Below are 14051 nucleotides of genomic sequence, written 5' to 3'. Positions count from 1 at the left end.
CGTGACTGATAACGAAGGTGTAAAGATGTGCCCGTGCGTCGTCAACTCGACAGTCGGTTCGAGAGCACGGACACCGATGTCGTCCTGGTAGAGGACCTGTATCGGGAGTTCGGTGTCCCCTTGCTCCGTCATGTGCGCAAGGCCACAGGCAACGACCTGCAATGGGCGGAGGACGTCGTCCAGGAGACGCTCGTCCGAGCCTGGCGTAACGCAGAGAGGTTGCAACGAGAGCCGGGTCTGTTGTGGGCCTGGCTCCTCACCGTCGCCCGCCGTATCGTCATCGACGGTCGTCGCAGGCGAGGGACCAGACCACAGGAGGTCGAACCCGCCGACGCGAACGCTGTGCCGGTTCCCGACGGAGCCGATCGCGCGCTGGAGGCGATGATCGTCGCCGAGGCGTTGCGAGAACTGTCCCCAGAACACCGTGAAGTCATCGAGCAGACTTACCTACGGGACCGTACGATTAACGAGGCGGCGGAAATCCTCGGGATACCGCCGGGTACGGTCAAGTCCCGGCTCTACTACGGGATCCGGGCTCTCCGAAAGGTTCTGAAGGAGAGAGGTGTCGCGAGCTGATGTTCCCCTCCCCGCATCATGACGTGGCGGCGTACGCCCTCGGGGTGCTCGACGAAGAGGACCACGAGGCGTTCCAACGTCACCTCATGACGTGCGAGGAGTGCCAGATCGAGCTCCGGGAACTGAGCGAGGTTCCCGGATTCCTCGATGTGGTCCGGCGGGACCGCTCCAACTCCATGGACGACGGTCGAACGTCACATTGACGTTTGGCCGGTTTTCGGGTGATATCAGTAACGGTGGTGTGCCCCGGTCAACGAGGATCGGGACAAAGGGCCACTGGAGGTGTCGTGCCACGGGCCAAGCCCGATGGGCGGAGTGCGGGCTGGACGGCCCCGCCCGCCGGGCGAGGTGCAGGGAGCGAGCCCCGACTCGCCCGGCTGCGCCGTAGCCTCGCCGAGGCGACCCTGTGGGATGATTGTCCTACCGCCATCTCCCAGGGAGAGCCCGTCGTCTCCGGCCCGGAGACCTTCCGTTCTCCGCGGGCGACGGTGAGAGATCTCGGCTCACATGACGAGCCGAGGCGATCGGCCGGAACCCCACCCACCCGTGACGAGACGGCCACCGTGTGGCGGGCGTTCCGCGCCCCGGGTCTCCGAACGGGGAGCGTGACCGGGAAGGGGCGGCCCGAAGAGGGCGCCGCACACCGGAACGCGGGTGCGGAGACATCACTTTCTCCCTGGCGGGAATCATGAGTTTCAACATGGTTCCTCATCAAAATGTGCAAAATCCCTCACAAAGGAGTGAGAGCGACATGCCGCTCGACGAGGCCAAGGACGAGCTGCTGAGGAGTGCCGCCGAGACGTGCGCGCACACACCTGGCAGCGACCACGTGGGCGTGGAGGAGGCGCTCGCCTTTCTGCGGCTCTACTACCGGCATGTCGCCCCGGAGGACCTGCTGAGCCGGAATCCGGTCGATCTGTACGGCCCGGCGATCGCCCAGCGGCAGCTCGCCAGGGAGCGCCCCCAGGGCCGAGCCCTGGTCCGGGCCTACACGCCGAGCCTGGAGGAGCACGGCTGGGACCCCGGGTCCTCCATCGTGGAGATCGTCACCGATGACATGCCCTTCCTCGTCGACTCGGTGACGATGGAGCTCGACCGCCACGACATCGGCACCCACCTGGTCATCCACCCGCAGATGCGGGTGCGCAGGGACATGACCGGCAAGCTGCTCGGACGCGGCCAGGAGGACGTCACCGGGCAGATGCTCGCCGAGTCCTGGATGCACTTCGAGATCGACAGGCAGACCGACCCCGCCGTGCTCAGGTCGATAGAGGCCGAACTGCAGCGCGTCCTGGAGGACGTGCGCGGCGCCGTCGAGGACTTCGTCAAGATGCGTGCGCTCGCCCTGCGGACCGCCGAGGACATCTCGGCCAACCCGCCGCCCCTCGACCCCGCCGGGGTGGAGGACAGCCTGGAGCTGATGCGCTGGCTGGCCGACGGGCACTTCACCTTCCTGGGCTACCGCGAATACCGCCTGGAGGAGAGCGAGGAGGGCGACAGGCTGCACCCGATGCCCGGGACCGGGCTGGGCATCCTCCGCAACGACCGTGCCGACTCCGGCAGCTTCGCCGCGCTCTCTCCCGAGCTGCGCGCCAAGGCCCGTGAGAAACAGCAGATGCTGATCATCACCAAGGCCAACACCCGCGCCACGGTCCACCGGCCCGCCTACCTCGACTACGTGGGCGTCAAGCTCTTCGACGCCTCGGGCGAGGTCGTCGGTGAGCGGCGCTTCCTCGGCCTCTTCACCCATGTGGCCTACAGCGAGTCGATCTCGCGCGTCCCGGTGCTCCGGCGCAAGCTGGCCGAGGTGATCGTGCTCGCCGGCCTGACCGCGGACAGCCACGACGGCAAGGACCTCATCGAGATCCTGGAGACCTTCCCCAGGGACGAGCTCTTCCAGACCTCGGTGGAGCAGCTGCTGCCGATCGCGCTCGGCGTGCTCAGACTCCGCGAGCGCAAGCAGGTCAAGGTCTTTCTCCGCCCTGACGACTACGGCCGTTACGTCTCGTGCATGATCTACCTTCCGCGCGACCGCTACACCACCAAGATCCGCGTCAAGATGCAGGACATCCTGCTCAGGGCGCTCGGCGGCACCTCCTTCGACTACAGCGCGATGATCGGCGAGTCGGCCCTCGCCCGGCTGCACGTGGTCGTGCGTGGCGAGCGCGGCAGGCCGCTGCACGCCGACGCGGTGAACGTCGAGGAACTGGAGGCGAGGCTGGCCGCCGCCACCAGGTCCTGGGAGGACGACCTGGTCACCGCGATCACCGAGCTGAGCCCCGAGGACGAGGCCCCCAGGCTCGTCCGCCGCTACGCCTCGGCGTTCCCCGAGGGGTACAAGGCCGACTTCCCCGCCCGGATGGCGGTCGCCGACCTGCGTCGCCTGGAGGCGCTGGCCGGCTCCTCCGACGAGATCGGGATGAACCTCTACGAGCCCTACGACGCCTCGGAGGGAGAGCGTCGCTTCAAGCTCTACCGCCTCGGCGCGCCGGTCTCCCTGTCGAGGGTGCTGCCGTTGCTCCAGCGGATGGGCGTGGAGGTGGTCGACGAGCGGCCGTACGAGATCGACCGTGACAACGACCCGGCGACCAAGGACGCCTGGATCTACGACTTCGGCCTGCGCTACACGCCCTCGCCCGAGGTGGACAGGGACGAGTTCAAGCGGCTCTTCCAGGACGCGTTCGGCGCCCTGTGGGCCGGGCGGGTGGAGAGCGACGGGTTCAACGGGCTGGTCCTGACCGCCGGTCTGACCTGGGAGCAGGCCGAGATCCTGCGCGTCTACGCCAGGTACCTGCGCCAGGCGGGCACCACGTTCAGCCAGGAGTACATCGAGCGGGTGCTGATGGGCAACGTGCGGCTCGCGCGGTTGCTGGTGCGCCTGTTCGAGGCCAGGCTCAACCCCCGGCGCCCGGCGGAGGTCCGCACGGACCTGGCCGACGCGCTGCACGAGGAGATCCTCGCGGCCCTGGACGAGGTGGCCTCCCTGGACGAGGACCGGATCCTGCGGGCCTACCTGGAGATGATCGGGGCCACGCTCCGGACCAACTACTTCCAGCGGGTCGGCGGCGAGCGCAAGCCGTACGTCAGCCTGAAGCTGGACTCGCCGTCGATCAGCGTGCTGCCGCTGCCCCGGCCGAAGTTCGAGGTGTTCGTCTACTCGCCCCGGGTCGAGGGTGTTCACCTGCGGTTCGGCAAGGTCGCGCGGGGTGGGTTGCGCTGGTCGGACCGGATGGAGGACTTCCGCACCGAAGTGCTCGGGCTGGTGAAGGCGCAGATGGTGAAAAACACCGTCATCGTTCCCACCGGCTCCAAGGGTGGCTTTGTCGTCAAAAATCCGCCGAAGTCGGGATCGCGGGAGGACACCCTGGCCGAGGGCATCGCCTGCTACCGGATGTTCATCTCCGGGCTGCTCGACCTCACGGACAACCTCGTCGACGGCCAGGTCGTCCCGCCCGCCGACGTGGTCAGGCACGACGAGGACGACACCTACCTGGTGGTCGCCGCGGACAAGGGCACCGCGACGTTCTCCGACATCGCCAACGCCGTGTCCAAGGAGTACGGCTTCTGGCTGGGCGACGCCTTCGCCTCCGGCGGCTCGATCGGCTACGACCACAAGGCCATGGGCATCACCGCCCGGGGCGCCTGGGAGTCGGTCAAGTACCACTTCCGCACGACCGGTGTCGACATCCAGAACACCGACTTCACCGTGGCCGGAATCGGCGACATGTCCGGTGACGTGTTCGGTAACGGCATGCTGCTCTCCCAGCACATCCGGCTGGTCGCGGCGTTCGACCACCGGCACGTCTTCGTCGACCCCCACCCGGACGTCGCCCGGAGCTACGCCGAGCGCGCCCGGCTGTTCGCGCTGCCCCGCAGCTCATGGGCCGACTACGACGCCTCGCTGATCTCCACCGGAGGCGGCGTCTGGCCCCGTACGGCCAAGTCGATCCCCATCTCCGCGCAGATGCGCGCCGTGCTCGGCCTCGACGACGACGTGATGTCGCTGGCCCCGGCCGACCTGATCAGCGCCATCCTGCGAGCCCCGGTCGACCTGCTGTGGAACGGCGGCATCGGCACCTACGTCAGGGCGTCGAGCGAGTCCAACGCCGACGTCGGCGACAAGGCCAACGACGGCCTGCGGGTCACCGCCGCCGAGCTGCGCTGCAAGGTGATCGGCGAGGGCGGCAACCTGGGCTTCACCCAGCTCGCCCGGATAGAGTTCGCGCTCAACGGCGGGCTGATCAACACCGACTTCATCGACAACTCCGCCGGTGTGGACACCTCCGACCACGAGGTCAACATCAAGATCCTCCTGGACCGGGCGATCCGGGAGGGGGATCTCACCGACAAGCGGCGCAACCAGCTCTTCCTCGACATGACCGGCGAGGTGGCCCAGCTGGTCCTGCGTGACAACTACGACCAGAACGTGGTTCTGGCCGCCGCCCGCGAGCAGGCGGCCGACATGCTGCACATCCACTCGCGCCAGCTGCGCAAGCTGGAGCGGGCCGGCCTGCTCAACCGGGAGCTGGAGTTCCTGCCGTCGGACAAGACGCTCGCCGAGCGCCGTCAGGCCGGGCTCGGACTCACCGCGCCGGAGTTCTCGGTGCTGCTGGCCTACACCAAGCTGGTGACCGACGCCGAGATCCTCGCCTCCGACCTGCCGGACGATCCCTACCTGGCGTCCTGGCTGGTGTCCTACTTCCCCTCGGCACTGCGCGACGGGGAGGTTCGCGCCTACATGGACACCCACCCGCTCCGGAGGGAGATCATCACCACCGGTGTGGTGAACGATCTGGTCAACTCCAGCGGGACCACCTTCATGTTCCGCCTCGGTGAGGAGAGCGGCGCGTCCACTCCCGACATCGCCCGCGCCTACCTGGTGACGCGCGAGGTCTTCGACCTGCCCAGCCTCTGGCGCCAGATCGAGGAGCTGGACAACAAGGTCGACACCTCCGCCCAGATCGCCATGGAGCTGGAGGCCCGCAAGCTCGTCGAGCGGGGCACCAGGTGGCTGCTGGGCAACCGGCGCCCGCCGCTGGACCTGGCCTCCACGGTCGACTTCTTCGCCAAGAGTATGAACGGCCTGCTGCCGCACCTGCCCAAGCTGCTGACCGGGGCCGACCTGGTCGCGTTCGAGGAGCGGCGCGACGGCTTCGTCTCCCGGGGCGTCCCCGCCGAGCTGGCCGAGCGCGTCGCCGCGATGGTGCCCGCCTACTCCACCTTCGATCTGGTCGAGGTGGCCGCGCGCACCGACAGGCCGGTGCACGACGTCGCCGAGGTCTACTTCGACCTCGCCGACCGGCTTCAGCTCTCCAGGCTGCGCGAGCGCGTCATCGCGCTGCCCAGGGACAGCCGCTGGAACTCCATGGCGCGGGCCGCGCTCCGCGACGATCTCTACGCCGCGCACGCGGCGCTCACCCACAACGTCCTGGTGCACAGCGCGCCGGGGCTGTCGCCCGAGGAGCGCCTGGCGCGCTGGGCCGAGGCCAACTCGGCCGCGGTCTCGCGGGCGAAGCAGACCCTGTCGGAGATCTGGGAGAGCGACAACTTCGACCTCGCGACCCTGTCGGTGGCGCTGCGCGCGATCCGCACGCTGGCGGCCACCGTCAACCTCCCGCACGCCGAGGCGTGAGCCGCCCGCCCGGGTCCCTCGCGGGGGACCCGGGCGGACCGGTCAGCTCACGATGACCTTCGTGAGGCCGCCCAGGTAGCCGATGACCCTGGCGGGCCGGCCGCTGTCCTTGGCCGGGACCGTGCTCACGTACAGCTGTGTCTCCACGGTGCGCAGTTCCTCACGGATGAAGCTCTCGGTCGTCAGCTTCCTGGCGTCCGGCGGGATACGGGCGTCCGACGCGCACGGATCGATCTTGACGCTCCTGGTCGTCGTCCTGATCAGCGAGTAGACGACCAGCGCGCCGCCGTCGGTGGTGCGCAACGCGTGCACCGGGTAGCTGCTCGCGGCGAAGATCGAGTCGTAGCCCAGGCACGCGCTCTTCCCGTCCCTGCGCCGCTTCGCGATCTCGTCGGCGAAGCCGGTCGTGTGCGGGCTCTTCTCGATCAGCCCGGCCGCGAACCCCCGCTCGCCCTCCTCGGCCGAGGTCGCGTGCAGCGGGGCCATGAGCCGTGGGCTGATCGCCACGGTCGCGTCATCCTCGCCCAGCGACGTCGCGTACCCGTCGGCGTCCTTGGTGATCTCGGGGGGCCGGGTGCCCTCATCGAGCAGCGAGGTCGAGCTGAGCCGCCAATCCTCCCCGGGTGACCGCATGAGGGTCAGCACGGCGGTGCGGACCCCGCCGGAGGGCTCCCTGCGGTCCACGATCGCGGCGAACCAGAGGGGACCGTCCTGCCCGCGCGGGACCAGCAGCTCGGGGGTGCCCCACGTGTACGAGGGGAGTGCCCCGGCGGAGCCGTTGAAGGCCGCCACCGTGAGGGCCTCCTGCCCGTCGCGGGTCTGCTCCCGCATGAGCCTGCGGTCGGCGTCCAGGTGCGGCGTCGCCGCACCCAGCACCCCGTCGGCGCCCAGGATGCCGGCCAGGGCCTTCGCCGCCTCGTCGAGCGTGACCGGAGGCGCTGGGAGCGACGGCGCCGTCGTGGGGCGGGCGGCCGACGTGTCACCGGCCGGAGATCCCGACGGGCTCCGCCCCGGCCGCGCGTCACCGGAGACGGAACGGGGATCGGAACACGCCGCGGTCGCGGCGGCCAGTGCCAGCGCGAGCGCGAGCACGCCCCTTCGCCTGCGTCCGCGCACGTCCACCTCCCGATGCTCCCCGATGCGGGCCATGCTAGCCATGGTGGGGGAGAGTGCCGTACACGATCGGGTGTGAAGGTCGCGTACCCTTTACAGACGTGGCACTCATCGATCCGGCAGAACAGATCAACGAGCTTACCGGGACGCTGAACAGCATCCAGGACGTGCTCGACCTCGGCGCGATTCGCAAGCAGATCGAGGAGCTGGAGGATCAGGCCGCCGCGCCGGACCTGTGGAACGACCAGGAGCGTGCCCAGAAGGTCACCAGCAAGCTCTCCTACCTCCAGGGCGAGGTCAACAGGGTCGAGTCGCTGGGGCGGCGGCTGGACGACCTCTCAGTCCTGTACGAGCTGGCCGCCTCCGAGGACGACGAGGACACCCAGCAGGAGGCCGACCGCGAGCTGGCGTCCCTGAAGAGCGACATCGGCGCGCTGGAGGTCCGCACCCTGCTGTCCGGTGAGTACGACGCCCGCGAGGCGGTCGTCACCATCCAGTCCCAGGCCGGTGGCGTGGACGCCGCCGACTGGGCCCAGATGCTCCAGCGGATGTACCTGCGGTGGGCCGAGCGCAAGGGCTACCCGACGGACATCTACGAGACCTCCTACGCGGAGGAGGCCGGGATCAAGTCGACGACCTTCACGGTCAAGGCGCCGTACGCGTACGGCACCCTCCGCGGCGAGCACGGCACGCACCGCCTGGTCCGCATCAGCCCGTTCGACAACCAGGGCCGCCGCCAGACCTCCTTCGCGGGCGTCGACGTGGTGCCGGTCGTCGAGACGACGGACCACATCGACATCAACGAGGACGATCTGCGTGTCGACGTCTACCGCTCCTCGGGCCCCGGCGGCCAGGGCGTCAACACGACCGACTCCGCGGTCCGGCTGACCCACCTGCCCACCGGCATCGTGGTCTCCTGCCAGAACGAGCGCTCGCAGCTGCAGAACAAGGCGACCGCGATGGCGGTCCTGCAGTCCAAGCTGCTGGAGCGCAAGCGGCAGGAGGAGGCGGCGGCGCTGAACGAGATCCGGGGCGAGTCGACCACGTCGTGGGGCACCCAGATCCGCAACTACGTGCTGCACCCCTACCAGATCGTCAAGGACCTGCGGACGGGCGCCGAGGCGGGCAACCCGGGCGCGGTGCTCGACGGAGACCTGGACGGCTTCATCGAGGCCGAGATCCGCTGGACCCGCCGCCAGGAGGCGGGCGTCGAGGGCGGCTAGGCCGCGTGCTCGCCTCACGGGCGCCTGGGCGTCCGTGAGGCCGTTGTCCCCCAGGGACGCCGTCAGGTACCGCTGAGGTGTCTCAGAGCCAGGGTGAGGAAGAAGAGCACGATCAGCACCAGGGCGATGAACGCGGGGGTCATGCCGCCGAGGCCGTGGTGATGCTGAGCGCGGTACGCGCGGCAGCGAGGGCAGCGGCCCTCGGCCACGGGGTGAGCACACCCCGCGCAGACCAGGTCTTCACAGCTCATGCCGTCCTCCCTCTTCGAGGTCAGAACCACTTTATCCGGTCGTTACCGGGCGCCGAATCGTTTTGTTTCCGTTATGGACGTTCCATGCCAGTCTTCCCCCTAGACTGGGCTCCGGCCAACCGGAACGTCGATCAAGCGTAAATGACCGGCGCCCCCCGACCGGCGAGAGGTGGAAGTGGCCCTCTGCCACTCCTGCGACCGTCCTACCCCCTAGACTGGCATGCCGTGATGCGCCCGTGATCCATTTTGATAATGTCACCAAGGTCTACGCGAACCAGAACCGGCCCGCGCTGGACCACGTCAGCGTCGATGTCGACAAGGGCGAGTTCGTGTTCCTCGTTGGCCCCTCGGGGTCCGGGAAATCGACCTTTCTCCGCCTGGTCCTGAAGGAGGAGCGCCCCAACTCGGGCGCGATCCACGTGGCCGGCAAGGACCTCGCCCGACTGTCCAACTTCAAGATCCCGCACCTGCGCCGCCGGATCGGTTGTGTCTTCCAGGACTTCCGGCTGCTCCCGAACAAGAACGTGTATGAAAATGTCGCGTTCGCTCTGGAGGTGATCGGCAAGCCACGGCGTTTCATCCGTAAGGTGGTCCCCGAGGTCGTCGAGCTCGTCGGCCTTGAAGGCAAGGCACACCGAATGCCCGACGAGCTGTCCGGTGGCGAGCAGCAGCGGGTCGCGATGGCCCGGGCGTTCGTCAACCGGCCGATGATCCTGCTGGCCGACGAGCCGACCGGAAACATCGACCCCGCGACGAGCATCGGCATCATGAAGGTGCTCGACCGGATCAACCGGACCGGCACCACGGTCGTCATGGCCACGCACGACGCGGCCATCGTCGACTCCATGCGCAAGCGGGTGGTGGAACTGGAGGACGGCAAGATCGTCCGTGACCAGTCGCGGGGCGTGTACGGCCAGGCGTACTGACACCAGGACCGGAAAGAGCGACAGGAAGAGCATGCGGGCAAACTTCATCTTCTCCGAGGTCTGGATCGGCCTCCGCCGCAACCTCACGATGACCATCGCGGTCATCGTGACCGTGGCGATCGGCATGGCGTTGCTGGGCGTCGGTCTGATGATCAACTCCCAGATCTCCAGCATGAAGGACTTCTGGGCGGACAAGGTCGAGGTCTCGGTCTTCCTGTGCAAGAAGAACGACCCCTTCCCGCAGTGCAAGGGCAGTGGCGGCGTCAACGCCCAGGAGCAGGCCGAGCTGAAGGCGACCATCGAGGCCATGCCGCAGGTCGAGCAGGTCACCGTGGAGAACGCGGCCGAGGCCTACAAGAACTTCCGGGACCAGAACGCCAACAACACGGTGCTGCTCTCCGCCATCCAGGTCGAGGACATGCCCGAGTCGCTGCGGGTCAAGCTCAAGGACCCGGAGGCCTACGGGCCGGTGATCGAGGCGGTCAAGGGTGCCCCGGGAGTCTCCAACGTGGTCAACCAGAAGGAGCTCCTGGAGAAGTTCTTCGGGCTGCTGGAGAAGCTCCGCTGGGCCGCCCTCATCGTGGCGATCATCCTGGTCTTCGCGGCCACCCTGCTGATCGGCAACACCGTCAGGCTCTCGGCGTACAACCGCAGGCGTGAGACCGGCATCATGCGCCTGGTGGGCGCCTCCAACCTCTACATCCAGCTCCCGTTCGTGATGGAGGGCGTCATCGCCGGCCTGATCGGTGGTGTGGTGTCCGCGGTGATGCTGATCGTCAGCAAGGTCTTCCTCTTCGACGGGGTGCAGCTCTACCTCTCCCCGAACAGCCAGCTCTCCTGGGAGACGGTCGCCTCGGTGATCAGTCTCACCATGGTCATCGGTGTGTTCATCTGTGTGCTGGCCTCCTTCGTCACGCTCCGCCGCTACCTGCGGGTGTGACACCCCCCCTGCCCCTCCAGGACCGTCGCGCGGGCGCTCGGCGCCCGCGCGCCGCTCTCGGGCGCGGTTCGCGGCTCCGCTGACCGGTAGGCTCAAGACATGCCACGTGAGACCGGGCGGAAGGTAATCGCCCAGAACAAGCGTGCCTGGCACGACTACCACATCGAGGACACCTACGAGGCTGGTCTTGTGCTCCAGGGCACGGAGGTCAAGTCGCTGCGGCTCGGCCGCGCCTCCCTCCTCGACGGGTACGCCGTCATCAAGGACGGCGAGGCATGGTTGATCAACGTCCACATCCCCGAATACACCATGGGTACCTGGACCAACCATGCCGCACGCCGATCCCGCAAGCTCCTGCTGCATCGCAAGGAGATCGACAAGCTGGTCGCCAAGACCAAGGAGGGCGGCCTGACCCTGGTGCCGCTCGCCATCTACTTCAAGGACGGCAGGGCCAAGATCGAGATCGGCCTCGCCAAGGGAAAGAAGGACTGGGACAAGCGGCAGACGCTGGCCGAGAACCAGGCCAAGCGGGAGATGGCACGCGCGCTCAGGCACAGGAACAGATGACGGTGAGAGGAAGGGCCAGGCGTGCCGCCTCCGCGGCGCTCGCGCTGGCGGTGACGGCTCCCATGCTGTCCGCCTGCTTCGAGGAGCCCTCGGCCCACGAGGCGGTGCGCGACTTCCTGATCGGCTGGCAGACGGGCGACTACGCCGCGGCGGCCAAGCGCACCGACGGCGATGAGAAGGTTGTCAGCAAGGCGCTCGAAGACGCCAAACTCCAGCTGGACGCGGCCTCGTTCCGCTTCAACGTCAAGAGCATGCGGCGCGCCGCGGACGAGGTCGAGGCCGACTTCGACGCCGAGGTCGACCTGGGGGAGAACAACCCCCTGTGGGAGTACGAGGGCAAGCTCCCGCTGCACCTGGTCGACGGCAGCTGGAAGGTGCGCTGGTCGCCCAGCGTTCTCCACCCCCAGCTGCGCGAGGGGCAGCGGTTCGCCGTGAAGGTCACCCCCGAGGGGCGTCAGCCGATCCTCGACCGCAACCGCGACCCGCTGCAGGAGAAGGCCATCCTGCACGTGGCGAGCGTGATTCCGGCCAATCTGAAGAACGACGAGGCGGACAAGCTCTGCCAGCGGCTCTCCAAGATCACTGGATTTCCGCATGACCGCCTGCTGAGCCGGATCCGTTCCGCCCAGCCCAACCTCCAGGTCCCGCTGGTCACCTTCGGCCGTACGAAGTTCGGGCAGCTCCGCGCCCAGCTGGAGGCGATCCCCGGCATCATCCTCTCCCAGCAGGAGCAGTCGGTCGCCCCCGCCTCGCCCACCCAGATCGTCGGCACCGTCACCGCCGTCACCCCCGAGACCGAGCAGCAGCTCGGCGGTCCGCAGCGGGCCGGGGACACGGTCGGCAGGGCCGGTCTGCAGAAGGCGTACCAGGAGAACCTGACCGGCTCGACCGACACCCGTGTGATCACTGTCGATCTCAAGACGCTCAAGGTGACCGAGCTCAAGAAGTGGCGGCCCGACCGTTCCACCTCGCCGGTGCAGACCACGCTCGACCGCGCCCACCAGAAGGCGGCCGACAGTGCGCTGCTGGGCGGGTCCGGCATGATGGTCGCGGTTCAGGCCTCGACCGGCGACATCCTGGCGGTGTCCAGCACCAACGAGTACAACCAGGAGAAGCACGCCCTCGCCGGGAGGTTCCCCGCGGGGACCACGTTCTCCATCATGTCCGTCGAGGGCATGCTCAAGGCGCGGATCAGCCCCAAACAGAAGCTGGCCTGCCCCGCGGACAGGACCGTCGCCGGTGTCGCGTTCCATCAGGAGGGCGCGCCCATCGGGGTGACGCCGACCCTTCAGGCCAACTTCGCCACCGGTTGCGTGACCGCGCTCGCCTCGCTGGCCCGCAGGATCGACGGCTCCGAACTGGCGTCCGCCGCCGCGAAGTTCGGCATCGAGGCGCCCTGGGCCCTGCCGTTGAAGGGGTTCAGCGGTTCCATGAGGCCGCTCAAGAACGACGCCGCCACGGCGAAGGCACTCGCCGGGCAGAACGTGCTGGTCAGCCCGCTCTCCATGGCGCTGGTCGCCGGGGCGGTCGCCTCGGGTACCTGGCGTCCGCCGGTTCTGGTCACCGACCCTCGGACCACCGATCCCACGACGGAGACCGAGCCTTACAAGGCGCCCGATCCGATCAAACTGGACGACAAGACCGTCGACACCCTCCGCACCTTCATGCGGAGTGGCGTGACCGCGGGCTCGGCACGTGCCGCCGCGGCTCCCGGCGACCCCGTCCACGGCATCACGGCCGTCGCCTCGCAGAACCGCAAGCCGTTCGCCTGGTTCGTGGGATGGCAGGGAGACGTGGCCGTCGCCGTGCTGATGCAGAGCCCTGACCCCACGGCAGGTGCGGCCGCCGCGGGACGCTTCTTCCAGGGGCTCCACGCTGGGCTGTGATCTCCCGGAATATTCTTTTCACCCTGAGCAACCGCAGGGTGCCTCGTTTGCGTCCTTCTAAGTGACCGGGCACCGCTTGGGGGGTTGCGGGCTCGGTCGCTGTGATGAGATCAGGGCCTCATCTCGGGGGAGGCCCTGCCCGTCAGGACCGGCTCGACCCTGCCGGTCGACCCCGGGGACGCTCGCGATTCGCGGGCGTCCCCGGGGTTTCGGTGTTCCCGGCCCGGTGCCCGCACTCCGCCGCGCCCCCACCGCCGCGCCCGGCGCACCGGGCGGGAATTCGATTGGCGTTACCTCTGTTGTAACAGGTATCTTCGGATAGCTCGCCCCCTCGGGGGCGGGTTGAAAATTCAACAGGGGGGTGACTGGTTTCGACTTTGGCTTTGCAAGCCAGGTGAAGCGGGTCGAGGACTGCGGACATAACCTCGTTAACACTGTGACCGCGACCAATAAGTGCCAATAAGACGCACTCCGAAGTCAGCCAGGGCAACCTGGCACTCGCCGCCTAAGCAGCGAGTGACTTCTGCCGGCCCGGGAGCGCCTCCGGCCCGGATCCGGCATCGCTAGGAGGCTCAACCGATCGACCCGGCCACGGGGAAGATCGGGAAATCTTACAGTGGCTGAGCCCGTCGGCGACTTGCCTGCGTGATTGCCGGGGCTGAGAAAAGCACAGCAGGCTGCACCCGGAGAAGCCCTGTCTTGGAGTTGAAGGACGCGGGTTCGATTCCCGCCACCTCCACCCCCGTTCCGCGCTCGAACCGTGCGGAACAGATCGCCGAAGGGGCGGGGGGGGGGGGGGGCGCCGCCCCCCCCCCCCCCCCCGGCCGGGATGGCCCGGCCCCCTTCGGTATCTATGTGAAGCCGGTGGTCGCTTCCGTGACCCCGGTGGGAATGGCCGAAGGGGTCCGGCTGGTGCCGGACCCCTTCGGGTGAAGCT

At 68.3% G+C, this 14051-nt stretch carries 10 protein-coding genes and 1 other RNA gene; 9 read left to right on the top strand and 2 right to left on the bottom strand.

The window, feature by feature from the left end; all coding sequences use genetic code 11:
* The first annotated feature begins 27 nt into the window (after positions 1-27).
* The 3 genes from ABT130_RS00055 to ABT130_RS00045 all read left to right on the top strand — a co-directional run bounded on the left by ABT130_RS00055 (position 28) and on the right by ABT130_RS00045 (position 6208).
* The gene (locus tag ABT130_RS00055) at positions 28-576 is read left to right on the top strand and encodes a sigma-70 family RNA polymerase sigma factor (protein ID WP_451934903.1); all 549 of its coding nucleotides are present in this window, start codon (positions 28-30) and stop codon (positions 574-576) included.
* Entirely contained in the window at positions 576-779 is a 204-nt protein-coding gene (locus ABT130_RS00050; protein ID WP_350920930.1) for a zf-HC2 domain-containing protein, read from the top strand. Before ABT130_RS00055 ends, ABT130_RS00050 begins: the two co-directional genes overlap by 1 nt.
* A gap of 548 nt (positions 780-1327) precedes the next feature.
* Positions 1328-6208: an NAD-glutamate dehydrogenase gene (locus ABT130_RS00045; protein ID WP_350951547.1), complete on the top strand. Its 4881-nt coding sequence runs from the start codon at positions 1328-1330 to the stop codon at positions 6206-6208.
* 42 nt (positions 6209-6250) lie between these two features.
* Here the strand turns inward: ABT130_RS00045 and ABT130_RS00040 are convergent, their stop codons facing one another.
* Positions 6251-7357 (bottom strand): DUF8094 domain-containing protein, encoded by a 1107-nt coding sequence (locus ABT130_RS00040; RefSeq protein WP_350951545.1) that lies wholly within the window; start codon positions 7355-7357, stop codon positions 6251-6253.
* Positions 7358-7422: 65 nt separating this feature from the next.
* Between ABT130_RS00040 and prfB the strand changes: the two genes are divergently transcribed.
* Entirely contained in the window at positions 7423-8544 is a 1122-nt protein-coding gene (gene prfB / locus ABT130_RS00035; RefSeq protein ID WP_350920937.1) for a peptide chain release factor 2, read from the top strand.
* Between the two features lie 62 nt (positions 8545-8606).
* Here prfB and ABT130_RS00030 read toward each other — a convergent pair whose 3' ends face one another.
* On the bottom strand, positions 8607-8795 hold the full coding sequence (locus ABT130_RS00030) for a hypothetical protein (RefSeq protein ID WP_350920940.1): 189 nt from the start codon (positions 8793-8795) through the stop codon (positions 8607-8609).
* A 236-nt stretch (positions 8796-9031) separates the two neighbouring features.
* Here ABT130_RS00030 and ftsE point away from each other — a divergent pair, with 236 nt between their 5' ends.
* The 5 genes from ftsE to ssrA all read left to right on the top strand — a co-directional run bounded on the left by ftsE (position 9032) and on the right by ssrA (position 13856).
* On the top strand, positions 9032-9721 hold the full coding sequence (ftsE, locus tag ABT130_RS00025) for a cell division ATP-binding protein FtsE (protein ID WP_012888192.1): 690 nt from the start codon (positions 9032-9034) through the stop codon (positions 9719-9721).
* A gap of 31 nt (positions 9722-9752) precedes the next feature.
* Positions 9753-10661, top strand: a complete 909-nt coding sequence (gene ftsX / locus ABT130_RS00020) for a permease-like cell division protein FtsX (RefSeq protein WP_350920942.1) — start codon at positions 9753-9755, stop codon at positions 10659-10661.
* Positions 10662-10760: 99 nt separating this feature from the next.
* Complete coding sequence (smpB, locus tag ABT130_RS00015) at positions 10761-11228, top strand: SsrA-binding protein SmpB (protein ID WP_350920945.1); 468 nt, start codon at positions 10761-10763, stop codon at positions 11226-11228.
* Positions 11225-13114: a penicillin-binding transpeptidase domain-containing protein gene (locus ABT130_RS00010; RefSeq protein WP_350951543.1), complete on the top strand. Its 1890-nt coding sequence runs from the start codon at positions 11225-11227 to the stop codon at positions 13112-13114. The genes smpB and ABT130_RS00010 overlap by 4 nt, the downstream gene beginning before the upstream one ends.
* A gap of 357 nt (positions 13115-13471) precedes the next feature.
* Positions 13472-13856: a transfer-messenger RNA gene (ssrA, locus tag ABT130_RS00005) on the top strand.
* Positions 13857-14051: the final 195 nt, after the last annotated feature.

The sequence above is a fragment of the Streptosporangium sp. NPDC001681 genome (assembly GCF_040298085.1).
In the GTDB taxonomy this organism is placed as follows: Bacteria; Actinomycetota; Actinomycetes; order Streptosporangiales; family Streptosporangiaceae; genus Streptosporangium.
The sequence above is the reverse complement of the archived record's forward strand: the minus strand, read 5'-3'. Positions and strand labels throughout refer to the sequence as shown.

Bases quoted from the DNA above. Each gene is read 5' to 3' on its own strand.
- ABT130_RS00050 (WP_350920930.1), top strand. From the start codon at position 576: ATGTTCCCCTCCCCGCATCATGACGTGGCGGCGTACGCCCTCGGGGTG.
- ABT130_RS00045 (WP_350951547.1), top strand. From the start codon at position 1,328: ATGCCGCTCGACGAGGCCAAGGACGAGCTGCTGAGGAGTGCCGCCGAG.
- ABT130_RS00040 (WP_350951545.1), bottom strand. From the start codon at position 7,357: ATGGCCCGCATCGGGGAGCATCGGGAGGTGGACGTGCGCGGACGCAGG.
- ABT130_RS00030 (WP_350920940.1), bottom strand. From the start codon at position 8,795: ATGAGCTGTGAAGACCTGGTCTGCGCGGGGTGTGCTCACCCCGTGGCC.
- ftsX (WP_350920942.1), top strand. From the start codon at position 9,753: ATGCGGGCAAACTTCATCTTCTCCGAGGTCTGGATCGGCCTCCGCCGC.
- smpB (WP_350920945.1), top strand. From the start codon at position 10,761: ATGCCACGTGAGACCGGGCGGAAGGTAATCGCCCAGAACAAGCGTGCC.
- ABT130_RS00010 (WP_350951543.1), top strand. From the start codon at position 11,225: ATGACGGTGAGAGGAAGGGCCAGGCGTGCCGCCTCCGCGGCGCTCGCG.